The organism is Listeria monocytogenes ATCC 19117 (assembly GCF_000307025.1).
GTDB lineage: Bacteria > Bacillota > Bacilli > Lactobacillales > Listeriaceae > Listeria > Listeria monocytogenes_B.
This window is the reverse complement of the sequence record NC_018584.1, coordinates 1,011,790-1,033,837: the sequence shown is the minus strand read 5'-3', so window position 1 is coordinate 1,033,837 and position 22,048 is coordinate 1,011,790. Positions and strand designations below refer to the sequence as shown.

Sequence of the window (22,048 nt, the reverse complement as noted above, 5' to 3'; positions counted from 1 at the left end):
GGAGAATTTCGGCTGATTTTTTATTCAAAAATTATTTTGTTTGTCGTTTCATGAGGATCACAGATAATACACCAAACACGACTGCAAAGGCACTTAAAATAAGTAAACTAAGCCCTGTTGTAACTGTTTTATCGCTCCAATAAATCGTAATTCCAATCATTTCTTTTGTTGCATCCATCGCCTGAGTATTACCTGCAAAAACTTGTTGTAATGGCTCTTTCGTCATGATTTCTCGAATGGTAGAAGCTCCGTATGTGAAAGGAAAACATTTCATCGCAGTTTGCACCGTAGCCGGAAGTGAACCAATGGGTAAATAAATCCCTGCAATAAAACCAATAACAGTCCCAACAATCGTCGAAACGGAGCTAAAGGCACTCGCTTTTTTCACCAAACTGGCGATAAAGAACATCATACTACTACAACAGAAAACATTAATTAAAATAACCCCAATTAAACGAATCCAGCTCTCAAAAGGTAAAAATGCTCCGCCAGTCAACCAAATATACATTTCTCCAACAAAAAGTGTTACAACAGACAACAAGAAGGAAGCAACTAGTCCACTAACAATATAACTAATAACAATACGCCATCTGGAAGCTGGTGTTATCGCAAAGCTTCTCGCAATACTTAATTCTTCATCATGTACTTTCAAAGAAAAAACAGCTAACGATACTGTCACAGGTGTAATGGATAAAATCCCCGCAATCACCCAAGTATTCACTAATTCTTGAATCCCTATCGTTTTTCCAGAAGCCTGTTTGAACATCTCTTCCATATTATTTCCTAAAAAAATCGCATACAGCCCAATAATAATTAAAACAGTTAGTAATGACATAAATACAGCTGTTCTATCACGAAAATAAATTTTTAAATTACGACTAATCATTGGAGTCCTCCTTAATCATCGAAATAAAAGCGTCATCTAAGTTCCCTTTAATCACCTCAAAAGAGTCGTAAAATCCTATAGCCTGATTTAAAATAGCCAATATTTCGACATTTTCATCTATGACATCTACACGCATCGTTCTGTTAGTCACTTTAAATGGTAAATTCATTTTTTTCATTATTTTTTGAAGTTCTGCAACTTTTGCATCGTAAAAGAAAATTTTGTCTACAGAAAAACGACTTCTAATGTTTGCTGGTGTCCCTTGCGCGATGATTTTCCCCTTATGGATTACAGCCAACTGATCCGCATCTTTGGCTTCTTCTAAATAATGTGTCGTTAAAAACACCGTCATTCCTAATTCTTCTCGCAAATAATCAATAATTTTCCATACACTCACTCTAGTTTTTGGGTCCAGTCCGGTCGTTGGCTCATCTAGCAGCAAAATTTCTGGGTCATGCATAATTGCCCTAGCAATTTCCGCGCGACGTTTTTGACCACCAGACAATTTTTCAAAACGCCGATTTAAAATATCCTCAATGCCCATAATAGAAGAAACTAGCGCTAATCGTTCCGTAATTTCTGCTTTTGTTTTCCCATATAAACTAGCACGATTATATAAATTTTCGCGCACCGTGAGTAAGTCATCCAACACATTTTCTTGGAAAACAACGCCTAGTTTTTGTCTAAATAATTTACGGTTTTTAAATGTCAATTTTTCATCATCAATGAAAATTTCTCCCGAAGTTGGTTCGCTTTCTGTGCAAATCATGCTAAGCGTAGTCGATTTACCCGCACCATTTTCGCCTAGAAAAGCAAATAACGAGCCTTTTTCAACTTCTAAATTAATACCTTTGACAGCCTCGATTTTGCCAAATTTTTTAACTACATTGATCAATTTTATCATTTTGTCTCCCTTTCTCGCATTTCTGCTAGTTTTTGATTAATTTCATTACTGAATTTCACATCACGGAAGCTGAAGAAAATATGCATTACAAGGAAAGTCACACAAATAAAACCCAAAATAATCATAAACCCAGCTATGTTATGATACCAATCCAGCAACCAACCAAGCCCTAAAATTGCTGCGCCAATAAAGAGGAAGAAAGCAATCAAACGACTGTAAAAAGCACGTCTCGTTTTCACTGAGTTATTAAATAATAATTGCTGTATGAATGTTGTCACAATACTAAAACCTAACATAATAAAAATATCCCGGATTGCGACCGTTTCTGATTCTCCAGTTGCGATGTAAGAGCAGATCATCGTGATAATAGAGGCAGAAAAAATAAGGCATGCTGATTGTATAAATTGAATTAGTTTAGTACTCATTTCCGCTTACCTCCCATGTTTAATTTTTGCTTTAAAACCTTCGCGTACTGCCGAGAAATAATTACTTTTTCTCGATTTAAAAGTTTCGCTTCAAATTTACCGTTGAAGCCAGGGGCAATCTTTTCAATCCATTCAATATTTAAGATCATTGATTTCGAACATCTGAAAAAAGAACTCTCCTTGAATTTTTCTTCCAGTTCATATAATTTCCAATGGATTTCATAAATTTCTTTTTCCGTATAAACAAAAATCTTACTTTCGACTGCCTCAAAATATAAAATGGCTTTTGGTTCTAGTAAATAAGTGGCTCCATCCTTTTTGACTGAGATTTTTTCAGCTGACTCTTCTATTCCTATTACCATGTTCGTTACTTCTTCTAAATTATCGGGATGGCAATACACATCCACTTCACCAACTGCTAAATTATTATTTTGCTTCACATGGAATTTCATCTGGTTGCCTCCCTTTTTCTTTTATTATAAACGCCATGTCAAAAACTACAAGCTGATTTCAGTAACATGCATTTTTAACTAACTAAGATGCAAAAAACTCGGTAGTACTATAATAGCACTACCGAGTTTTCCTTAATTATTTACTTTCGCAACAAGTGCTTCCACTTTATCCTCAAAATCTGCTGGTTTCATTTTAGATGGGAAACGTTCAACAACTTCTCCATTTTCATCAATTAAGAATTTCGCAAAGTTCCATTCTACTTTTTTACCACCCGTTTGTTCGGTTAAATATTTATAAAGTGGGCTGGCATCTTTGCCTTTTACTTTAATTTTGGAAAACATTTGGAAAGTCACACCATAATTCATTTGGCAAAATTCTAAAATTTCCTCATCACTGCCAGGATCTTGTCGCAAAAACTGGTTACACGGGAAACCGAGGATTTCAAAATTAGCGCCACCCAATTTTTTATACATTGCTTCGAGACCTTCTAATTGGGGTGTTAAGCCACATTTACTCGCAGTATTCACGATGAGTAATACCTTACCTTTATAATCACTTAAAGCTATTTCTTTGCCATTCATTGCTTTTTCAGAAAAATCATGGACATTCATATGGGATTCCTCCTATTTCAATATATTTGAAAATAAATATGCATAAACTAATTTTTCTGTATGGTAAAGTGAATCGCGGTGTGTGCGTTCATATGCATGGCTAGCATCAATACCTGGTCCAATCAAACCATGGACAATATCATTACCAGCATTAATTGCCGCACTCGCATCAGACGCATAAAACGGATAAATATCCACTTTATAATCAATATTATTGCTTTTAGCAAGCTCCACTAAATGTTTGCGCAAACCAAGGTGATACGGGCCACTACCATCTTTTGCACAAATAGAAACAGTGTATTCATCAGACGTTTGTCCGTCACCAAGGGCTCCCATATCGACAGCTAAATATTCCACCGTTTCAGACGGAATGTTAGAATTACCACCATAGCCAATTTCTTCATTATTAGAGATGAGGAAATGGGTTGTATGAGGAAGCTCCAGTTTATTTTCGTGAATATGATTGATTAGTTGTAATAAAATCGCGACACTTGCTTTATCATCCAAATGGCGAGATTTGATATATTCATCATTAATAATTTGCACGCGCGGATCAAACGAAACAAAATCCCCTACTTCTATTCCAAGCGCACGAACTTTGTCTGCATCTAATGCTTTTACATCTAAGCGAACTTCCATATTTTTGTCATTACGCTCAGCAGTCCCAGCATCTTTATAGACATGGACAGAAGTTTGATGCATTAAAATGGTGCCACTATACAAATCTCCATCACTTGTCTCAATGGTACAATATTCGCCTTCAATCGCGTTAAAACGGTAGCCTCCAATTAAGGTTAAAAGTAATCGTCCGTCTGCTTTAATTTCTTTGACCATTGCACCCAGCGTATCCACATGGGCGGTTAGCATACGGTGTTTCGTGTCGTCTTTCCCAGGAAGCGTTACGATTAATCCACCTTTGTTGTTTAAATGGTAAGGGATTTTTGAAGCATCTAAATCTTTTGCCAGTTTTTCGATGATTTTCCCTGTATTGCCAGTTGGGCTTGGGATAGATGTTAATTCTTTAATTTTTTGCATTGTTTCTTTTGTATTTGGTTCGTATGACAAAAAAATTCCTCCTTTAGTTCGCTTTCTTCTATTATATTATAGCGCTTATCTTGAATATGCGCATTTCTTAGGATTAACTTTTTTCCCAATTTAGTCCTTTTATATGCTATAATTCGGTAGACAAAAAGGGAGGGAATTTTTTGGAACAAACAAAAGTAAAAGCCGTTACCATCGCCGTATTTGTCGCAACATTTATGGCAGCTATTGAAGGTACCATCGTGAGTACTGCGATGCCAACGATTGTAAGTCAGTTGGACGGCATAGAGTTAATGAACTGGATTTTTTCTGTTTATTTGCTAACATCAGCAGTGACGGTTCCGATTTACGGAAAACTGTCTGATTTGTATGGACGAAAAAATATTTTTGTGATTGCGACAATTATTTTTATTATTGGTTCATCACTTTGTGGATTTGCACAAAATATGGAACAATTAATTATTTTTCGCGCGATCCAAGGTATTGGAGCAGGTGGGATTTTACCATCTACTATGACGATTATCGCAGACGTGTATCCATTTGAAAAACGAGCAAAAGTACTTGGCTTCATGGGTTCCGCTTGGGGTATCGCTGGCGTATTTGGACCACTTGTTGGAGGATTTTTAGTAGACCAACTTTCATGGCATTGGATTTTCTTCATCAATGTCCCAATCGGTATTTTAACAATCCTACTTATTTTGCTTTATTTACGCGAAAAAGTGGAACATGTCAAACTACCAATTGACTATTTAGGTGCCTCGTTCTTTACGGTGGCTCTGCTTGGATTATTATTTGCGTTACAGCGAGCCGGGGAATCACTCAACTGGACAGAACCGCTCGTCGTTATTCTTTTTGCCGTTTCGATTGTGTTATTTATTGCTTTTTATTTTGTCGAAAAACGTGCAAAAGATCCGATTATGCCATTTGTATTATTTAAAAACCCAGTGGTGTTAATTGGGAACTTAATTGGTTTCTTGATTAGTGCCTTCCTAATTGGAATTAACGTGTATATTCCAATGTGGGCACAAGGAATGCTTGGGCACGGGGCTACGATTGCTGGATTTATGCTTGCACCGCTTTCAGTTACATGGATAATTGGTTCATTTATCGGCGGCAAACTTTTAATGACGCTTGGAAATCGGCATACGGTTGGCATTGGCGTTTTAATTACTGCTGCAAGTGGATTAATTTTAGCCTTATTCCCCGCTTCCACAAATGATATCTTCTTCTATTTAAATAGTGCATTTATGGGATTTGGTTTTGGGATAATCTTTACAACAACAACTGTTACCGTTCAAGATGCAGTACCGCGATTCCAAACTGGTATTGCTACAGCTTCTAACACACTGTTTAGAACAGTTGGTCAAACAATCGGGGTCGCTGTCTTTGGAACTATCTTCAACTCAGTTCTTACAAGCGAATTCCGCGCTGCAGCTGGCAGTGAAGTAAATCGTAGTAATCTAAACCAACTAATTAGCCCACAAACTTCTGGCAACGTTAGTGCAGACCTTGTTGATCCGCTTCGAGATATTTTATATAGCGGGCTTCATATGGTTTTCTGGGTTATGTTTGCTTGCTGTATCGTTAGTTATTTTATTCATTTTATCTTACCGAAAAAACATATTTCCGGTGAAAAATAAAAAGTTTGGCTCCGCGGAGCCAAACTTTTTATTTTATACCATTTTTTTATAAATAGTTATCGCAAAAACATACGCAACAACGGTAATTCCGACACACCAAGCAAGCGCAATCCAAATATCATTCCCGATTGGTTCTGAATACAGCAATCCACGTATCGTATTAACAATTGAGGTCACGGGCTGATTTTCTGCAAAAACACGAACTGCAGTTGGCATCGTATCTGTTGGAACAAAAGCTGAACTAATGAATGGTAAAAATATGAGCGGATAAGAAAATGCGCTTGCTCCATCTACTGATTTGGCAGTTAAACCAGGAATCACAGCAACCCATGTGAGCGCTAATGTGAATAATAGCAAAATACCGGCTACAGAAAGCCATTCCACTATTCCTGCCGATGAACGAAAACCAATAAGAAGAGCAACTAAAATAATGAGCACAATAGAGATAACATTAGAAACTAAAGAAGTTAAAACATGACCCCATAATACCGAAGAACGACTAATTGGCATAGAATGAAATCGTTGAAATAATCCTTTTTGTACATCTGTAAATAATCGTACCGCCGTATAAGCAATCCCACTTGCGATTGCCATCAAAATAATTCCCGGCAACAAATAATCTACGTAATTGTCTGTCCCCGTTTGAATTGCGCCTCCAAGCACATACACAAACATCAACATAATCATAATTGGAATAATGGCAACTGTAATAATCGTATCAGGACTACGCATAATATGACGCATGGAGCGACCAAATAATATGCTTGTATCACGAATTGCTTTCATTTTACTTCCTCCTTCCCATTAATAATTGCTAAGAAAATTTCTTCTAGTGATGGTTGTTTTTCGATATATTCTACTTCAGCTGGCGGGAATAATTTTTTAAGTTCATCCAAGGTTCCATTTGCAATAATGGTTCCACCGTGAAGGATAGCGATTCTATCCGCAAGCTGCTCTGCTTCATCTAAATATTGCGTTGTTAGTAATATAGTTGTTCCTCCATCAGAAAGTGTTTTAATCGTTTTCCAGACTTCCATTCGCCCTTCCGGATCAAGTCCAGTTGTTGGCTCATCAAGAAAAATCACATCTGGGGAGCCAACGAGACTCATCGCAATATCCAGTCGTCTTGTCATTCCACCTGAATAAGTGTCTGCACGCCGATCCGCAGCTTTTTCAAGTCCAAAACGTGCCAATAAGTCATCTGCCGTTTGTGCTGGATTCTTTTCACCACGTAACTTAGCAATGAGTAAAATATTTTCTCGTCCTGTTAAAAGTCCATCTACTGCCGCAAATTGTCCGGTAAGACTAATATGTTTCCGTACTTTTTCCGGCTCCGTTTTCACATCAAAACTAGAAACTGTAGCAAGTCCATTATCCGCTTTTAAAAGAGTCGCTAAAATTTGGATGGTTGTCGTCTTGCCCGCACCGTTTGAGCCTAGTAATGCAAAAATTTCGCCATGTTTTACTTCAAAATCCACACCTTTCAAGACTTCTGTTTTCTTAAATGACTTTTCCAAACCCGTGGCTTTAATCATCACTTCTTTCATTTGAATACAACCTTCTTTCCATTTTTTATTAAAACTCCACTACTCAGTAATACAGGTATTCTGTATCACTTATTACTACTACATAGTAACACCGAGTTGCTATCATGTCAATAAAAAAGTCATTTTCTTTTTATTAATCAGAAATGACTTTTGATTTTGTACATAAAAAAACCGTCCGCTGAACGGACGGTTTAAAATTATTTCACTTTATAAATCCAACCTTCTGGAGCTTCTACATCTCCAAATTGAATGCCACATAGTTCATCGAATAAACGCTTCGTTACTGGCCCCACTTCTGTTTCACTATGGAATACATGGAAATCATCTTTGGTTTGAATACCACCAATTGGTGTAATAACCGCTGCTGTTCCACATGCTCCAGCTTCTTTAAACTCATCTAATTTATCAATATATACATCACCTTCTAATGCTTCTAAACCTAGACGATGCTCTGCCAAATAAAGTAACGAATACTTCGTGATACTTGGCAAAATAGAAGGAGAATACGGCGTAACAAATTTATCATCTTTTGTAATACCAAAGAAATTAGCAGAACCAACTTCTTCTATTTTTGTATGAGTAGCTGGATCTAAATAAATACAATCACCAAAATTGCGTTCTTTTGCAGCCTGGCCTGGAAGTAAACTTGCAGCATAGTTTCCGCCTACTTTTGCGGCACCCGTACCATTTGGAGCAGCACGGTCAAAATCGGAAACAATAAAGTTAGTTGGCGCCATTCCACCTTTGAAGTAAGGGCCGACTGGTGAACAGAAAACAGAGAAAATATACTCTGGGGCTGCATGAACACCAATATTGTCACCTACACCAATAACAAATGGACGTAAATAAAGTGTTGCACCTGTTCCATACGGCGGTACAAATTCTTCATTGGCACGAACAACTTGCATAACAGCATCAATAAATTTTTCAGTTGGGATGTGAGGCATTAATAAACGCTCACAGCTTTTTTGAATACGAGCAGCATTCCGATCTGGGCGGAAAAGATTAATTGAACCGTCCTTACAACGATATGCTTTTAAACCTTCAAAACATTGTTGTCCGTAATGAAGCGCTGTTGAACCCTCACTAATATGTAGCGTATTATCTTCTGTTAGCGTACCTTCATCCCATTCCCCGTCTTTCCAATAAGAAATGTAACGCTTATCCGTTTTAATATAACTAAATCCTAAATTACTCCAGTCAATATCTTTACTCATTCAAAATCCCCACTTTCTATCATTAAAACAGAATTATTGTATGTTTCAGTATAGCATATTAAATAGCATTATTGCAGTGATGTCTCGTGAAAAAGAAATTTTTTTTCAAATAAATAGGCAAAATGTTCTTTCTTTTAACGTAATTCATGCTAAAATAGAGTAACTTTTCAAAAAACAATCCCCTATGAAGGAATGATTTCAAGAAAGGAGAGAATGAAAATGACAGCTCACAAAATGTTAGATGAGAAATTTTATAGTAAATCGCTAGGAGAGGAACTTGATTTAATTATCTGCTTACCACCTGATTTTTCTCCACTATACAAATATCCACTTTTCATTGTACAAGATGGTAAAGATTATTTTCAGTTTGGCAAACTTGCGCGTCACTCCGAAGAATTAGCGCTAAATGAGCAGATTCAAAAAGCCATTTTCATTGGTATCCCATACAAAACTGTTATGGATCGTCGCGAAAAATATCATCCGGACGGTAAACAAAACGATGCATATATCAGATTTTTAGCATTTGAACTCGTTCCTTATCTTGAAGAACGCTTTCCTTCTTTCCAAATGCCTACTAGTAGATTCCTGATGGGAGATTCACTCGGGGCATCCGTTTCTTTAAAGGCAGCTCTTCTTTTTCCCTTTACATTTGGTAATGTGATTTTACATTCCCCCTATGTGGATGACACAATCCTTACACTTGCAGAAAAAGTAGACCCTTCAAAAGTGAAAATCTTCCATATTATCGGTGACCGAGAAACTGCAGTCGAAACATCCGGAAATGAAGTGCTCGATTTCCTATCACCAAATAAATCTTTAGAGCAAATTTTAAGCACTCGCGGATTTGATTATTATTTCCATGTATTTAACGGTGATCATCGCTGGAAATACTGGCAGCCATTTATCAAAGATTCTTTACAATTTATGCTACCAGTGAATACATTTGATTTAGAAAGCATGCGCGCATAAGAAAGGACGGAAACAACTTGACCGTAAAGAAAGTAACAGATGATATTGGCAAACAAGCCGCACTTAAAATTAGAAATGATGTTTTTGTCGTTGAGCAACATGTTGATCCAGCATTAGAATGGGATGAATTCGATGAAATAGATTCTGTTGTAATGTTTGTTGATTATGCAGAAGATGGCACACCGCTTGCAACCGGTAGATTCCGCGAAAAGGATGGTTATGGTAAAGTCGAACGCATCTGTACCCAGAAAATAGCCCGCGGCACTGGGAGCGGCCGGAGAATCATGGAAGCCATTGAATCCGAAGCTAAGTCTCGTGGCTTAACAACCTTAAAATTAGGAGCCCAAGTAACTGCTATTCCCTTCTATGAAAAATTGGGATACGAAACTTGCTCGGGATTGTTCCTTGATGCTGAAATTGAACATAAAGAAATGAAAAAAACATTAACATAGGAAATTTAATAAAAATAGTTATTTCTTTTATATAGAAGAAATAACTATTTTTTTATTAGCTCTATTTCGCCATTTGCCTTCGCACAAACAATTATATCCACATAATGAAGAAATAATCCATGCTCCACAATCCCTGGAATTTGCGCTAATTTTTCTTGCCACATTTCTGCATCCCTAAAAGTTTGATTTACTATATCCAAAATATAGTTCCCGTTATTTGTCACATAGATTTCTCCTGAAGATTGTCTCCGTAAAATTGTTTGAATATGCTCTTTTTCAAGTGTTCTCTCAATTTGCTTCCAACCAAAAGGTATTACTTCTATAGGCAAAGGAAACTTCCCTAAGTTTCTTACAAGCTTCTCCTCACTGACAACCCAAATGTTTTTCAAACTCGCACTTGCTACCATTTTTTCACGTAATAGTGCTCCTCCTCCACCTTTTATTCCTTGAAAATCCGTATCAATTTCATCAGCACCATCAATAGTAATATCTATTTCCGCTACGTCATTTAGCGATTTCAAAGGTATTCCTAAATTTTGTGCTTGTTTGCTTGTTTCTTCAGAAGTTGCCACCCCTGTAATATGCAAACCATTATTTACCATTTCTCCAAGCTTTTCAATCGTGTAATAGACTGTACTGCCCGTTCCAAGGCCCACAACCATTCCATCTTTAATCCACTCACAAGCCTTTTCTCCTGCTATCTTCTTTTGATTAATCATATTCCAACCTCTTTTCTAGCATTAAAACATTACTATATCTATTGTTTCATTATACTCGTACCTACTTTCAAGTTCAAAATATGCATATTTTCCTAACCTTACAAAAATGTAATTAGACATTTAAAGACAAATGTATTACAGTAAGTAAGTATTAAACGTTTATTTTTAATATTTGTAACACAAATGAAATAATAAAGAGGTGGATTTATGAATAAAATAAAACTCATTTTGCAACATCCAGCAACTATTTTTACAATGAAAACTTTTTTCTACCTTGTTGTTTTGCTAGGATTGCTTTGGTTTTATGGTTTCAAAAACCCTGAAGGTGCGAAATTCATTTACAATGAATTCTAAAAGAAGAAAGGACTGTTAAAAATGGGAATATCAATAATGACAACGAGTATCATAGAAAGAATTGATGCATGGGCAGAGAAGACACCGGATTTCCCTTGCTATGAATATGCTGGAACACGTCTTTCCTATAAAGAACTAAAACGACAATCTGATGCATTCGGCTCTTTTCTACTAAAAAACCTAAATACTGACAAAGAAAAACCTATTATCGTTTACGGACATATGTCTCCCCTAATGCTAGTTGCATTTTTAGGCTCTATCAAATCAGGTCGAGCTTATGTACCAGTAGATGTTTCTATGCCAGTTGAACGTATAGAACAAATTAAAAAAGCAGCTGATCCTTCTTTGTTTATTTGTACAGAAGAGCTACCTAGTAACCTTACTATTACTGGTTGTCCGGTACTAACACAAGATCAGCTAATGGACGCCTTAGAGAAACATTTCGGAGAAGTTCCAGATAAAGAAGCATGTGTAAAAAATGATGATAACTACTATATTATTTACACATCCGGAAGTACAGGAAATCCTAAAGGGGTTCAAATCAGTCAAAACAATCTAGTAAGTTTTAGTAACTGGATATTACAAGACTTTTCTTTAAGCCAAGGATTGCGTTTCTTAAACCAAGCACCCTTTTCCTTCGATCTATCCGTTATGGATTTATATCCAAGTTTACTATCGGGTGGAACGCTTGTACCTCTTGATAAAACAATTACTGCGAATATGAAAGATTTATATCGTGAAATACCTGCTCAAAACTTGGATGTATGGGTTTCTACTCCTTCTTTTGCTGATTTGTGCTTACTAGACGATAACTTTAACCAAGAAAATAACCCTGGCTTAATTCGTTTCTTATTCTGTGGTGAAGTACTTGCCAAGAAAACAGCAAGCGAATTGCTGAATCGTTTCCCAGATGCAGTTATTTACAACACATACGGACCTACAGAAGCAACCGTGGCTGTCACTCAAGTAAAAGTAACTCGAGAGGTTATCGATGCTTATCCAAGCTTACCACTTGGCGTTATTAAACCAGATATGCGTTTACACATCGTTGACCAAGAAACTGGTGAGGTTCTTCCAGAAGGCGAAAAAGGAGAAATTGTCCTGATTGGTGCTAGCGTTTCTAAAGGTTACTTAAATGAACCTGAAAAAACAGACCAAGTATTCTTCGACTATAAAGGTTATCAAGCTTATCGCACAGGAGACTCTGGCATTATCAAAGACGGTTATCTGTTCTTCCAAGGACGTCTTGACTTCCAAATTAAACTGCATGGTTATCGCATCGAATTAGAAGATATCGAAAACAACCTAAAAAAAGTAAGTTACATTCAAAACTGCGCTATTATTCCTAAAATGAAAGATGAAAAGGTAGATATGTTGGTCGCACAGGTCATCCCTACTAACCATGATTTCGAAAAAGAATACCAGCTAAGTGCAGCAATAAAAAATGAACTGAAAGAATTTATGCCAGCATACATGATCCCAAGAAAATGGATTTACAAAACGGAATTCCCGTTAACTATGAATGGCAAAATCGATCGCAAGGCGCTTAATAGCGAGGTTAACAAGTGAGTTTACCATACGGCACAATCCTTTATTTTGGAGTACTTGTACTATTTTTGATTCCTATCATAGTAGCTGGTTTGTTAGGAAAAAGATTACCGATTTATAATGCTTTTGTGACACTCGTATTTTTATACTTTATGTTCTCAGCAAGTCCAGTCCAAGGAGCTACTTTTATCTTCTTTGTCTTCTGGCAACTTGCTCTTGTACGACTTTACTTCCATTACAGGCAGGAGAAAAAGCAGAACCACGGCGGCGTATTCGTCATAGCAGTGATTCTGTCTATTCTCCCCCTTATTATCTCTAAAGTTGTTCCAATTTTAGGAGACAATGTTACAATGGTTGGTTTCCTAGGGATTTCCTACTTAACATTTAAAGCGGCACAAATGATTATTGAAATACGCGATAACTTAATTAAACAGTATAACGCGTGGGATTTTGTTAATTTCTTACTATTCTTCCCGACTATATCATCCGGACCGATTGACCGATTCCGTCGCTTTAAAAAAGACGTGGATAATCCGCCTAGTAAAGAAGCTTATCTAGCTTTATTAAATCGAGGAATATTCCTTATCTTCCTTGGTTTTCTCTACAAATTCATTATCGCTTACTTAGTAAACAAACATTTTGTTGTTCCACTAGACATCGCGATTACACACCATGTAGACACAACAAAGAGTTTAATTGGTTATATGTATGCCTATAGTATGTATTTATTCTTTGACTTTGCAGGTTACAGTGCCTTTGCAGTTGGGGTTAGTTACTTACTCGGCGTTCAAACACCTATGAACTTTAACAAACCTTTCGCAGCTCGCAATATTAAAGAGTTCTGGAATCGTTGGCATATGACGCTTTCTTTCTGGTTCCGCGATTATGTATTCATGCGTTTCGTATTTTGGGTTACAAAAAAGAAATGGTTTAAAAGTAAGTTCACTATTGCCTACCTAGCATATTTCGTTAACTTTTTCATCATGGGTGTATGGCATGGACTTCATTGGTATTACATCGTTTATGGCCTTTATCAAGCAACACTAATTGTTGGATTTGACCTATTCGAACGCTTTAACAAGAAGTACAAATTCTATCCAAAAAACAAAATTACTTATGTAATCGGCGTTTTCATTACATTCCAATTTGTTTGTTTCGGATTCCTGATATTCTCAGGTATTTTAGATAAAATTAATTTTTAAAACTAACTAAAGGTGGTAATTTATAATGGCTTTTCGTGAAAATGTATTAGAAATCTTAGAGGAAATTACAGAAACGGATGAAGTAGTACAAAATACAAATATTAAATTATTTGATGAAGGCTTGCTTGATTCTATGGCTACGGTTCAACTTTTAATTGAAATTGAAGAAAAATTAGATATCACTGTACCTGTTTCCGAATTTGACCGCGACGAATGGGCTACTCCTGAAATGATTATTACACAACTCGAGGCGCTAAAATAATGAAAAAAAAGCTGTGGATGACATTTGGGCCTTTACTGGTCGCATTCGTGGTTTTCCTTTTCGTTCTATTCGGACCTAGTAGCTTATTCTCTAAAGTTTCTTCTGAAACCGTAGAGAAAAGCGCTACATCAATGAACGAATCCGTCATCCAAGGCTTAGACATCCAGAAAAAAGCTTTACAAGAAGGAAACTATTTACCAATTTATGGTTCTTCAGAGCTTTCCCGCGTCGACCCATTTCATCCTAGCGTAGTCTCAAAAAAATACAATCAGGGCTATACACCATTTTTACTTGGTCGCCCAGGTACACAATCATTAAGTCATTTCTTAGACGTAAATGCACTTGGTGATGATTTAAAAGGAAAAAAAGTAGCGGTAGTTTTATCTCCACAATGGTTCCAACCTAAAGGCGTTTCTGACCCATCATTTGGTGCCAATTTTTCCCCTCTTCATGCATATAAATTCGCATTAGAAGATACGAAAAATACGCCTGAACGTCGCTATGCAGCTAAACGTTTATTATCTTTTCAAGTAGTTCAAAGTGACTCTACATTAAAAAAATTACTCGAAAACATTGTCGCAAAAGGGCCTAAAAAACCTCATGATCCAAAACTTCTAAACATTACTGGTAATATCGAACTGAAGATTTTGGAACGTAAAGATGATTTAGAATCAAAATACATCATTGGTTCCAAACAAGATCGCGTAAACAAAGGCCTAAAAGAACTTCCAGAAACTTTAGATTACCAAAAACTAGATGAATTGGCTAAAGAAACTGGGGAGAGAAGTACTGGTAATAACCCTTTTCAAGTCAAAGAACATTATTACCAAAAGAAAATCAAACCAATTGAAGGTAAATTAAAAAATAGCCGCAAAGATTTACGTTATGACCAATCTCCTGAGTTTGCTGATTTACAGCTACTAATGGATGCTTTCAAAAAGGCTGGTGCAGATGTCATTTTCATTAACCCGCCTATCAATGGAAAATGGATTGATTACATTGGTATGGACAAACAAGGTTTAGATGACTATTATGCTAAAACAAAAGAACAAATTGAGAGTCAAGGTTTCCGTTACTACTCTCTAGAAGAATATCAAAATGATGCTTTTTTCTTAGAAGATCCGATTCATTTAAGCTGGCGCGGTTGGGTAAAAATCGACCAAGTATTAGCAGACTTCGTTAAAGAACCAATGCAAACAAACTATAAACCAACACCAAAAGAATATTACTTTAAAGAACATCCAGAAAATGGACCAAAAAAAGACCGTAAGTAGTTTTTAACTACTTACGGTCTTTTTTCTTTAAAATCCAATAATATGATAACCGCTATCTACATGAATTACTTCGCCTGTAACGCCTCGAGATAAATTACTGAATAAGTAATATGCTGTATCGCCAACTTCTTCCGCTTGTGTCGCACGTTTTAGTGGGGCTCTTTCTTCCACTAGTGAAATAGAATCAGAGAAACCGCTAACGCCACGAGCAGATACCGTTCTGATTGGTCCTGCAGAAATAGCATTTACACGAACACCAATTGCCCCTAAGTCCATAGCAAGGTATCGAACACTTGCATCCAGAGAAGCTTTTGCTACACCCATAATATTATAGTTTTCTACTACACGTTCCCCACCAAGGTAAGTTAATGTTAGTAAACTTGCATCTTCTGTCAACATTTCTAAGTGTTTTAGTGCACGAGCAACAGCTGTGAATGAGTAAGCACTAATTTCATGTGCCTGTAAGAAGCTTTTACGATCTACTTCTAAATAATCTCCAGTTAAAAAGTCTTTGTTAGCGAAAGCAATACAATGTGCTAAGCCACTAAGTTTGCCAGTTTTATCTTTAATTGTTTCAAATGTTTCTGTAATAGCTTCTTCACTTGTTACATCACAAGCTAAGATAAGTGGATTTTGATTTACTTCGCTTAATGAAGGTACTAGTTCTGTAATGCTTTTTTTCGCACGATCGTCCGCATATGTAAATACAAGTTTCGCTCCAGCTTCATTTAGTGAACGCGCAATTGCCCAAGCAATACTACGCTTATTAGCTACTCCCATTACAACATATGTTTTTCCCTCTAATGATAAATTCATGTTCTTTCCTCCTAAAATTGATGCGATTTGTTCGCTTCTTCCATTTTACATGACAAAATAACTTTTTAAAACTCTTATTACTTCGATTTTTGAATTATCTCTTCCATATCTGCTGGTAAAGGTAGATCAAACGCCATATATTTTTCTGTCAAAGGGTGGACTAAATGCAGATGACATGAGTGCAGCGCTTGTCTTTTCAACAAATTCGTATCTCCTCCGTACATATCATCGCCAATAAGCGGATGTCCAATATAAGAGAAATGCACACGAATCTGGTGTGTTCTTCCTGTCTCAAGTTGAATAGCCACATGGTCAAATGCTCTATAGCGCGCGAGAACCTCATAATTTGTTTTGGCATATTTACCTTCAGGAGTAACAAAACGTTCCATTATACTCACTTCTTTGCGTCCTATTGGCGCTTCAATCGAACCCTTTTGTTCTACTAAAACTCCTGATGTAAATGCTTGATAGCGCCGTTTTAGTAATCCTTTTTGCAAAAACGTACTTAATCTAGCATGAGCAAATCTATTTTTGGCGATTAACATTAACCCAGACGTCTCACGATCGAGTCTTGTTACAATATGAATAGCATTCGTCAGTCCTTGCGTTTCATAATGCCCTTTGACAAAATTTGCAACGGATCCATTTGGATGATATTGTGATGGAATAGAAGCCATACCAGCTGGTTTATTGATAATTAATAAAAAATCATCTTCAAAAATAATATCTAAATCGGTATATTCCGCAAGCAATCGTTCATTTTGTTGCTCTGTTGGAAAAGTAAGCCTCACTTTATCGCCTGCTTTTACGTGATACAAAACATTTTGTTCTTCGTTATTTACTTCAATTTTCCCCTCTGCCCCAAATTTCACGGCAGTTAATAATTGTTTCGAAATATGTTTACTCTTCAAAAACGTGCGAAGTAAGAGTCCATCTTCTTCCGTTTCGACTTTCCATTCTAAAAACACATGCTTCCTCCTGCTAGCTTAATCTTCAATAAACGAATCGTGTACACGACGCCAAAATGGAAATGATTTAAATCTGGCAAAGTGAATTTTTTTTGCAGATACTTCATACCGAATTTCTTGTACATCCCGGTGCAAAATGCTCAAATGATCTACAGAAATTTGAAAGTCCTTGTCATTAACCGGTTGTAAACTAACAACATGATGTTTCGGAAAAACTAGTGGGCTACCGATTGTCCGGTACACTCGATTATTAATCGATGCCATCTCTGTTAACTGCATTGCTTCAATAGAAGGATGCATAAGTGCCCCACCTAGCGATTTATTGTAAGCCGTTGTTCCACTAGGTGTTGACATACAAAGGCCATCTCCACGAAATCGTTCAAAATGAATATCGTTAATCACAACATCTACTACAAAAGGGCCTCCTGAACTTTTTACAGTTGATTCATTAAGCGCTAAATATGTTGCTTCTTTTTTGCCAATCCCATATTTCACGGTTGTTTTGAGAAGAGGATAGGAAACTTTCTGATATTCTCCTTTTGCTAAAAGCTTAACTAATTTATTTGCCTCAGCTGGTCTCCAATCCGCATAAAAGCCTAGATGACCAGTATGAATCCCTATAAAGGCAATTTCATCCAAGCGTTCCTCGTATTGATGAAAAGCAGACAGAAACGTTCCATCTCCACCAATAGAAATAACAATTTCAGGCTCTACGTCATCATATTCCATGTCATATTCCCCAAAACCTGCGATCATATTTAGTCGCAGCAAATCGGATTTTTCGTCCCCTTTGGAAGTAATCATATATTTCATTATTTCTATTCGCCCCTATTCCTACAACTAATTACTTATTTTTCTTTGGCATTACTTGATGCACTGCTTTTTTATCCTTTGATACGTCTTTATTTTGAGAAAAATAAACTTGCGCTTCTTGTATTTCTTCGCGAATTTGCGACATTTCCTCATCTAGTTGAAAAGCAGCCTCAGCAGCACGCTTTAAACGTTTATTGATCGCTTCTGGAAATTCGCCTTGATACTTGTAGTTTACCGAATGCTCAATCGTTGCCCAAAAATTCATTGCAAGTGTCCTAATTTGGATTTCAGCTAAGATTTTCTTTTCTCCTTGAATTGTTTCCACTGGGTACTCAATAACAACGTGATAGGAGCGGTAACCACTGGGTTTCTTGTTTGTAATATAATCGCGTTCTTCTACAATTCGAAAATCATTCCGCTGTCTTAAAAGGCGCACTACTACTTCAATATCATCTACAAATTGGCACATCATACGGAGTCCCGCAATATCCTGCATTTCTTCTACTAAGTGATCTAGTGCAATATGCTTTTGATTGGCCTTATCTAATATGCTCGCAACCGGCTTCACTCGGCCTGTAACAAATTCAATTGGCGAATGATTATTTTCAAGCTCAAATTGTGAACGCATTCCTTTAAGTTTAATTTTAAGTTCTTCCACAGCCTGTTTGTATGGCGCTAAAAAGTCTTCCCAATGATTCAAATCGCTCACCTCAAGTATATTCATGATTAAATTTATGCAACATCAGTTTTATTTTAACACAAAAGCAGTTAATCCACCTTGCTTAAAGTAACCTTTTTTTCAATCCCGTGGTAAAATAAAACCGAAGCATTCAAACGACAACTAAAAGGAGGATGAAAATGATTCTAACATTACTTCAAAACGGCGATTACGAAACTGCGCGCACTCAAGCACTTGCTGAATTAAAAAACAACTCCGATAACGCAGAACTTCATTATTATGCAGCATGGGCCCATGACGCACTCGGTAAAGAAGATGCTGCAATCCCCTTTTATGAGAAAGCCATACAGCTCGGTCTTCCAGTTGATTCTCGTAAAGAAGCATATATAGGCCTTGGTAGTACTTACCGTATTACAGGTCAGCCCGAAAAAGCTAGCCTGCTTTTCCAAACCGCTTTACAAGAATTTCCAGATAATAATGCCTTGCGTACTTTTTCAGTTATGGCTAAATACAATCAAGGCTTAGAAAAAGAAGCTTTGCAGGAAGCCTTAATACTCTTGACACAAACAACGAGTGATGCAGACATTTTAAGTTACAAGAAAGCAATTCAATTTTATGCGCAAGATTTAGATGCGACATTTCATTAAAGGGAGCTGAACTATCATGGTCAAAGAACTAGAAATCGAATTTCGTAACCTACTAACCAAAGAAGAATACGATACATTAATAGAAAGTTTTCGAGTGAAAGAAGAAGATTTCTTTGAGCAAACAAATTATTATTTAGACACAGCAAATTTCGGGTTAAAAGAACGTCATTCCGCTCTTCGAATTCGACAATTAGAAACACAGTACCAATTAACACTCAAAACCCCAGAAGCACGTGGACTGATGGAAACTACTCAAATTCTTGGCGAGGACCAAGCTAGTGCCATCATCTCTGGAGCAAATATTCCAGTTGGACCAGTTCGTGACACGTTAAAAGAACTAGGAATCAATCATGAAGACTTACAGGTTTTCGGTTCACTCAAAACAATTCGCGCAGAAAAAGATTATAAAAAAGGCTTACTTGTGTTTGATAAGAATTTTTATGGTTCTATATCAGATTTCGACTTAGAGTATGAAGTGTCTGATTATGATAAAGGAAAAGAGGTTTTTGACAAACTACTTAAAGAATATCAAATCACCAATCAACCTGCCGAAAATAAAGTAGCACGATTTTATCATCACGTATATGAAAATAATAAGTAAGAATAGATACTTTTATAGCAAAAAGACACAAATTCTTAAAAAATAACGAATAAATATGTTAAGCCAATGACAATTATTTGTTAAATTTACATTACGCTGATAAAATAGATATGTAAGTTACAAAAACAAATTTTGTATCAGCTTTTACTGAGCAGTGAATTATTTCTTTTCACACTGGTACATTGAAATGAGTATCTGTTTGAAGATATTTAGAATTTGAAAATCAGGTGATAGCAAATGATTAACCAAAATTTATATTATCAGTCAGTAGCAAATTCCAAGCCAATCGAAATTTATCTATTTTTTGATCCAGCTTGTGATGACTGTTGGAATATTGAAGCGAATATGCTCCGATTACAAATGGAGTATGGGAACTATTTCAAATTGCGCTATGTTCTGCATAATAATTTGCAGACATTTGTATGTAAACAAAAGCGCGCAGGAAATAGTAACCTAAGCTTAAAAGAACAACAAATAGGGGCGCACCTTTCCTATATTTCTTGTCTTGCAGTCAAAGCCGCTGAACTACAAGGAAAAAAACAAGGAATTACATTCTTGCGCAAAATACAAGCAGCCTACTTCCTTGAAAATAAAGATATCGCTAGCGAAGAAGTACTTTATGATATCGCCGTTTCCACCGGTCTAGATTTATCAGAATTCAAAAAAGATCTAGCTTCTACAGTTGCCAAGCGTGCTTATATTGGCGATCAAAAAGTAGCTCAAGAAATGGAAATTCATGAAAATCCTACCGTAGTCTTTTTCAATAAAAATATAGAAGATGCTGGATTAAAACTAAGTGGGCTTCATCGTTATGAAGTTTATGTGCATGTTTTATCCGAGCTTTTAAATGATGCCCCACAACCAGAAGAACGCCCGCAAATGGAAGAATACTTGGCAAAAGTAAAAGTTACTTCTTCCGCTACTATGGCAGATTTTTATGGTGTTTCTGAACAACAAATCGAGCGTCAAATGAAAAAATGGCGTCTCCAACAAAAAGTAGAATTAATCGATGCTCCAGATGGCCAGGCTCACTGGAAATACATCGGAAACTTATAAAAAAGAAGCACCCCCATTCCTGGGTTGCTTCTTTTTTTTACATATTTTCTAAGCGTTCAATCCGCGAACTAATTGGCGGATGAGAGTCAAAAAGACCTGGCTTATTTTTTTTAGACTTTAGAGGTGACGCAAAGTAAATGGACTCACTAGAAGCACTAACTTCTTCCATTTTTTTCGAATCTCCGCTGATTTTTTGTAAAGCTTGGATAAGTCCATCAGGATTTCTGGTTAATTCTACCGCACTAGCATCAGCTAAATACTCTCTATTACGAGATAAAGCAAATTGGATAGCTGTTGCAATAATAGGCGCCAAAATAACAAATATGAGTGCAACGATATAGATAATCGCTTGTGCCCCGCCACTGTTATTATTGTCACTCTTACGATTATTTCTGCCACCAGTTAGGCTTCCCCAGAAAATCATTCGCATAGCTAAATCACTAAGAATCGCAATAACAGCTACTAGCGCAATGGCAATCGTTGATAATCGAATATCATAATTACGAATATGAGAAATTTCATGCGCAATAACGCCCTCAAGTTCATAACGTTCTAATTTATTAAGCAATCCTCTAGTAACCGCCACGGCTCCTTTTTCAGGAGAAATCCCCGTCGCAAATGCGTTCGGACTTGCATCTTCAACGATATATACTTTTGGCATCGGAATACCAGCAACCATTGCCATACTCTCTACTGTATCCCACAAAACTGGCGCTTGATCTTTGGATGTAACTTCTTTCGCATGGTTCATCGCCATGACAACAGATGAACTGCTCATTACCATAATCAAAATATAAAATGCACCAATCACTGCCGCGAGTATGAGCCCATTCAGATAGTTATTCCAAACAATTATACCTATAGCAGCGCCAACCATAAGAACGAAAATGAAAAAGCCAAGAATAATAAAAATTGTTTTTCGCTTATTTGCTGCAATTTGTTCAAATAGCATAATTTTCGCTCT

Annotated in this window: 26 protein-coding genes; 11 read left to right on the top strand and 15 right to left on the bottom strand. The window is 36.6% G+C overall.

Translation table 11 applies throughout. The annotated features are described in order from the left end of the window. Positions 1 to 31: 31 nt before the first annotated feature. The 6 genes from LMOATCC19117_RS05125 to LMOATCC19117_RS05100 all read right to left on the bottom strand — a co-directional run bounded on the left by LMOATCC19117_RS05125 (position 32) and on the right by LMOATCC19117_RS05100 (position 4,344). The gene (locus tag LMOATCC19117_RS05125) at positions 32 to 886 is read right to left on the bottom strand and encodes an ABC transporter permease (RefSeq protein ID WP_003726679.1); all 855 of its coding nucleotides are present in this window, start codon (positions 884 to 886) and stop codon (positions 32 to 34) included. Continuing rightward, positions 879 to 1,790 carry an ABC transporter ATP-binding protein gene (locus LMOATCC19117_RS05120; RefSeq protein ID WP_003726678.1) on the bottom strand — a complete coding sequence of 304 codons (912 nt, stop codon included), beginning with the start codon at positions 1,788 to 1,790 and terminating at the stop codon, positions 879 to 881. The genes LMOATCC19117_RS05125 and LMOATCC19117_RS05120 overlap by 8 nt, the downstream gene beginning before the upstream one ends. Next, positions 1,787 to 2,215 carry a DUF3021 family protein gene (locus LMOATCC19117_RS05115; protein ID WP_003727057.1) on the bottom strand — a complete coding sequence of 143 codons (429 nt, stop codon included), beginning with the start codon at positions 2,213 to 2,215 and terminating at the stop codon, positions 1,787 to 1,789. The genes LMOATCC19117_RS05120 and LMOATCC19117_RS05115 overlap by 4 nt, the downstream gene beginning before the upstream one ends. Continuing rightward, entirely contained in the window at positions 2,212 to 2,667 is a 456-nt protein-coding gene (locus LMOATCC19117_RS05110) for a LytTR family DNA-binding domain-containing protein (protein WP_003726676.1), read from the bottom strand. Before LMOATCC19117_RS05110 ends, LMOATCC19117_RS05115 begins: the two co-directional genes overlap by 4 nt. Before the next feature lie 132 nt (positions 2,668 to 2,799). After that, positions 2,800 to 3,279 (bottom strand): glutathione peroxidase, encoded by a 480-nt coding sequence (locus LMOATCC19117_RS05105; protein ID WP_003726675.1) that lies wholly within the window; start codon positions 3,277 to 3,279, stop codon positions 2,800 to 2,802. 12 nt (positions 3,280 to 3,291) lie between these two features. Next, the gene (locus tag LMOATCC19117_RS05100; protein WP_003727058.1) at positions 3,292 to 4,344 is read right to left on the bottom strand and encodes a M42 family metallopeptidase; all 1,053 of its coding nucleotides are present in this window, start codon (positions 4,342 to 4,344) and stop codon (positions 3,292 to 3,294) included. Positions 4,345 to 4,484: 140 nt separating this feature from the next. Here LMOATCC19117_RS05100 and LMOATCC19117_RS05095 point away from each other — a divergent pair, with 140 nt between their 5' ends. Next, positions 4,485 to 5,960: an LM6179_1298 family efflux MFS transporter gene (locus LMOATCC19117_RS05095; RefSeq protein ID WP_003727059.1), complete on the top strand. Its 1,476-nt coding sequence runs from the start codon at positions 4,485 to 4,487 to the stop codon at positions 5,958 to 5,960. A 33-nt stretch (positions 5,961 to 5,993) separates the two neighbouring features. On the opposite strand, the gene lieB is transcribed toward LMOATCC19117_RS05095, so the two are convergent. From lieB to LMOATCC19117_RS05080, 3 genes are all read right to left on the bottom strand, one after another. Further along, entirely contained in the window at positions 5,994 to 6,746 is a 753-nt protein-coding gene (gene lieB / locus LMOATCC19117_RS05090) for a multidrug efflux ABC transporter permease LieB (RefSeq protein ID WP_003730926.1), read from the bottom strand. Then, positions 6,743 to 7,507 (bottom strand): multidrug efflux ABC transporter ATP-binding protein LieA, encoded by a 765-nt coding sequence (gene lieA, locus LMOATCC19117_RS05085; protein ID WP_003730925.1) that lies wholly within the window; start codon positions 7,505 to 7,507, stop codon positions 6,743 to 6,745. The genes lieB and lieA overlap by 4 nt, the downstream gene beginning before the upstream one ends. Positions 7,508 to 7,704: 197 nt before the next feature. After that, on the bottom strand, positions 7,705 to 8,724 hold the full coding sequence (locus LMOATCC19117_RS05080) for a branched-chain amino acid aminotransferase (RefSeq protein ID WP_003726194.1): 1,020 nt from the start codon (positions 8,722 to 8,724) through the stop codon (positions 7,705 to 7,707). A gap of 219 nt (positions 8,725 to 8,943) precedes the next feature. Between LMOATCC19117_RS05080 and LMOATCC19117_RS05075 the strand changes: the two genes are divergently transcribed. Together LMOATCC19117_RS05075 and LMOATCC19117_RS05070 are read left to right on the top strand one after the other, a co-directional pair. Next, positions 8,944 to 9,693: an alpha/beta hydrolase gene (locus tag LMOATCC19117_RS05075; protein ID WP_003734315.1), complete on the top strand. Its 750-nt coding sequence runs from the start codon at positions 8,944 to 8,946 to the stop codon at positions 9,691 to 9,693. Between the two features lie 17 nt (positions 9,694 to 9,710). Next, positions 9,711 to 10,145: a GNAT family N-acetyltransferase gene (locus tag LMOATCC19117_RS05070; RefSeq protein ID WP_003734314.1), complete on the top strand. Its 435-nt coding sequence runs from the start codon at positions 9,711 to 9,713 to the stop codon at positions 10,143 to 10,145. A 44-nt stretch (positions 10,146 to 10,189) separates the two neighbouring features. On the opposite strand, the gene rpiA is transcribed toward LMOATCC19117_RS05070, so the two are convergent. After that, positions 10,190 to 10,864, bottom strand: coding sequence for a ribose-5-phosphate isomerase RpiA (gene rpiA, locus LMOATCC19117_RS05065; protein WP_003727063.1), 675 nt, complete (start codon positions 10,862 to 10,864; stop codon positions 10,190 to 10,192). A 207-nt stretch (positions 10,865 to 11,071) separates the two neighbouring features. Here rpiA and LMOATCC19117_RS05060 point away from each other — a divergent pair, with 207 nt between their 5' ends. Genes LMOATCC19117_RS05060 through dltD form a run of 5 tightly spaced genes read left to right on the top strand, consistent with a single transcriptional unit; the run spans position 11,072 to position 15,504 of the window. Then, positions 11,072 to 11,218, top strand: coding sequence for a teichoic acid D-Ala incorporation-associated protein DltX (locus tag LMOATCC19117_RS05060; protein ID WP_003726190.1), 147 nt, complete (start codon positions 11,072 to 11,074; stop codon positions 11,216 to 11,218). Positions 11,219 to 11,254: 36 nt separating this feature from the next. After that, positions 11,255 to 12,787 carry a D-alanine--poly(phosphoribitol) ligase subunit DltA gene (dltA, locus tag LMOATCC19117_RS05055; RefSeq protein WP_003727064.1) on the top strand — a complete coding sequence of 511 codons (1,533 nt, stop codon included), beginning with the start codon at positions 11,255 to 11,257 and terminating at the stop codon, positions 12,785 to 12,787. Next, a complete protein-coding gene (gene dltB / locus LMOATCC19117_RS05050; RefSeq protein WP_003734312.1) occupies positions 12,784 to 13,968 on the top strand; it encodes a D-alanyl-lipoteichoic acid biosynthesis protein DltB in 1,185 nt (394 codons plus the stop codon). The genes dltA and dltB overlap by 4 nt, the downstream gene beginning before the upstream one ends. A gap of 25 nt (positions 13,969 to 13,993) precedes the next feature. Then, positions 13,994 to 14,230: a D-alanine--poly(phosphoribitol) ligase subunit DltC gene (dltC, locus tag LMOATCC19117_RS05045; protein WP_003722794.1), complete on the top strand. Its 237-nt coding sequence runs from the start codon at positions 13,994 to 13,996 to the stop codon at positions 14,228 to 14,230. Then, positions 14,230 to 15,504: a D-alanyl-lipoteichoic acid biosynthesis protein DltD gene (dltD, locus tag LMOATCC19117_RS05040; RefSeq protein ID WP_003734311.1), complete on the top strand. Its 1,275-nt coding sequence runs from the start codon at positions 14,230 to 14,232 to the stop codon at positions 15,502 to 15,504. Before dltC ends, dltD begins: the two co-directional genes overlap by 1 nt. A gap of 27 nt (positions 15,505 to 15,531) precedes the next feature. Here dltD and fabI read toward each other — a convergent pair whose 3' ends face one another. From fabI to LMOATCC19117_RS05020, 4 genes are all read right to left on the bottom strand, one after another. Next, positions 15,532 to 16,320, bottom strand: a complete 789-nt coding sequence (fabI, locus tag LMOATCC19117_RS05035) for an enoyl-ACP reductase FabI (RefSeq protein ID WP_003722791.1) — start codon at positions 16,318 to 16,320, stop codon at positions 15,532 to 15,534. A 77-nt stretch (positions 16,321 to 16,397) separates the two neighbouring features. Then, entirely contained in the window at positions 16,398 to 17,288 is an 891-nt protein-coding gene (locus LMOATCC19117_RS05030) for an RluA family pseudouridine synthase (RefSeq protein WP_003730922.1), read from the bottom strand. Between the two features lie 18 nt (positions 17,289 to 17,306). Continuing rightward, positions 17,307 to 18,101 carry an NAD kinase gene (locus tag LMOATCC19117_RS05025; RefSeq protein WP_003727068.1) on the bottom strand — a complete coding sequence of 265 codons (795 nt, stop codon included), beginning with the start codon at positions 18,099 to 18,101 and terminating at the stop codon, positions 17,307 to 17,309. A 31-nt stretch (positions 18,102 to 18,132) separates the two neighbouring features. After that, positions 18,133 to 18,801 carry a GTP pyrophosphokinase gene (locus LMOATCC19117_RS05020; RefSeq protein WP_003722788.1) on the bottom strand — a complete coding sequence of 223 codons (669 nt, stop codon included), beginning with the start codon at positions 18,799 to 18,801 and terminating at the stop codon, positions 18,133 to 18,135. 158 nt (positions 18,802 to 18,959) lie between these two features. Between LMOATCC19117_RS05020 and LMOATCC19117_RS05015 the strand changes: the two genes are divergently transcribed. From LMOATCC19117_RS05015 to yjbH, 3 genes are all read left to right on the top strand, one after another. Beyond that, positions 18,960 to 19,427: a tetratricopeptide repeat protein gene (locus LMOATCC19117_RS05015; protein WP_003726184.1), complete on the top strand. Its 468-nt coding sequence runs from the start codon at positions 18,960 to 18,962 to the stop codon at positions 19,425 to 19,427. A 16-nt stretch (positions 19,428 to 19,443) separates the two neighbouring features. Next, complete coding sequence (locus LMOATCC19117_RS05010) at positions 19,444 to 20,028, top strand: CYTH domain-containing protein (RefSeq protein WP_003726183.1); 585 nt, start codon at positions 19,444 to 19,446, stop codon at positions 20,026 to 20,028. A 237-nt stretch (positions 20,029 to 20,265) separates the two neighbouring features. Further along, positions 20,266 to 21,084 (top strand): protease adaptor protein YjbH, encoded by an 819-nt coding sequence (yjbH, locus tag LMOATCC19117_RS05005; protein ID WP_003726182.1) that lies wholly within the window; start codon positions 20,266 to 20,268, stop codon positions 21,082 to 21,084. A gap of 37 nt (positions 21,085 to 21,121) precedes the next feature. Here yjbH and htpX read toward each other — a convergent pair whose 3' ends face one another. Further along, complete coding sequence (gene htpX / locus LMOATCC19117_RS05000; RefSeq protein ID WP_003726181.1) at positions 21,122 to 22,036, bottom strand: zinc metalloprotease HtpX; 915 nt, start codon at positions 22,034 to 22,036, stop codon at positions 21,122 to 21,124. Positions 22,037 to 22,048 lie beyond the last annotated feature (12 nt).

Bases quoted from the DNA above. Each gene is read 5' to 3' on its own strand.
- LMOATCC19117_RS05080 (WP_003726194.1), bottom strand. From the start codon at position 8,724: ATGAGTAAAGATATTGACTGGAGTAATTTAGGATTTAGTTATATTAAA.
- LMOATCC19117_RS05110 (WP_003726676.1), bottom strand. From the start codon at position 2,667: ATGAAATTCCATGTGAAGCAAAATAATAATTTAGCAGTTGGTGAAGTG.
- yjbH (WP_003726182.1), top strand. From the start codon at position 20,266: ATGATTAACCAAAATTTATATTATCAGTCAGTAGCAAATTCCAAGCCA.
- dltC (WP_003722794.1), top strand. From the start codon at position 13,994: ATGGCTTTTCGTGAAAATGTATTAGAAATCTTAGAGGAAATTACAGAA.
- lieB (WP_003730926.1), bottom strand. From the start codon at position 6,746: ATGAAAGCAATTCGTGATACAAGCATATTATTTGGTCGCTCCATGCGT.
- lieA (WP_003730925.1), bottom strand. From the start codon at position 7,507: ATGAAAGAAGTGATGATTAAAGCCACGGGTTTGGAAAAGTCATTTAAG.
- LMOATCC19117_RS05025 (WP_003727068.1), bottom strand. From the start codon at position 18,101: ATGAAATATATGATTACTTCCAAAGGGGACGAAAAATCCGATTTGCTG.
- LMOATCC19117_RS05105 (WP_003726675.1), bottom strand. From the start codon at position 3,279: ATGAATGTCCATGATTTTTCTGAAAAAGCAATGAATGGCAAAGAAATA.
- LMOATCC19117_RS05125 (WP_003726679.1), bottom strand. From the start codon at position 886: ATGATTAGTCGTAATTTAAAAATTTATTTTCGTGATAGAACAGCTGTA.
- LMOATCC19117_RS05010 (WP_003726183.1), top strand. From the start codon at position 19,444: ATGGTCAAAGAACTAGAAATCGAATTTCGTAACCTACTAACCAAAGAA.
- fabI (WP_003722791.1), bottom strand. From the start codon at position 16,320: ATGAATTTATCATTAGAGGGAAAAACATATGTTGTAATGGGAGTAGCT.
- LMOATCC19117_RS05075 (WP_003734315.1), top strand. From the start codon at position 8,944: ATGACAGCTCACAAAATGTTAGATGAGAAATTTTATAGTAAATCGCTA.
- dltD (WP_003734311.1), top strand. From the start codon at position 14,230: ATGAAAAAAAAGCTGTGGATGACATTTGGGCCTTTACTGGTCGCATTC.
- htpX (WP_003726181.1), bottom strand. From the start codon at position 22,036: ATGCTATTTGAACAAATTGCAGCAAATAAGCGAAAAACAATTTTTATT.
- LMOATCC19117_RS05120 (WP_003726678.1), bottom strand. From the start codon at position 1,790: ATGATAAAATTGATCAATGTAGTTAAAAAATTTGGCAAAATCGAGGCT.
- LMOATCC19117_RS05015 (WP_003726184.1), top strand. From the start codon at position 18,960: ATGATTCTAACATTACTTCAAAACGGCGATTACGAAACTGCGCGCACT.
- dltA (WP_003727064.1), top strand. From the start codon at position 11,255: ATGACAACGAGTATCATAGAAAGAATTGATGCATGGGCAGAGAAGACA.
- rpiA (WP_003727063.1), bottom strand. From the start codon at position 10,864: ATGATTAATCAAAAGAAGATAGCAGGAGAAAAGGCTTGTGAGTGGATT.
- LMOATCC19117_RS05115 (WP_003727057.1), bottom strand. From the start codon at position 2,215: ATGAGTACTAAACTAATTCAATTTATACAATCAGCATGCCTTATTTTT.
- LMOATCC19117_RS05060 (WP_003726190.1), top strand. From the start codon at position 11,072: ATGAATAAAATAAAACTCATTTTGCAACATCCAGCAACTATTTTTACA.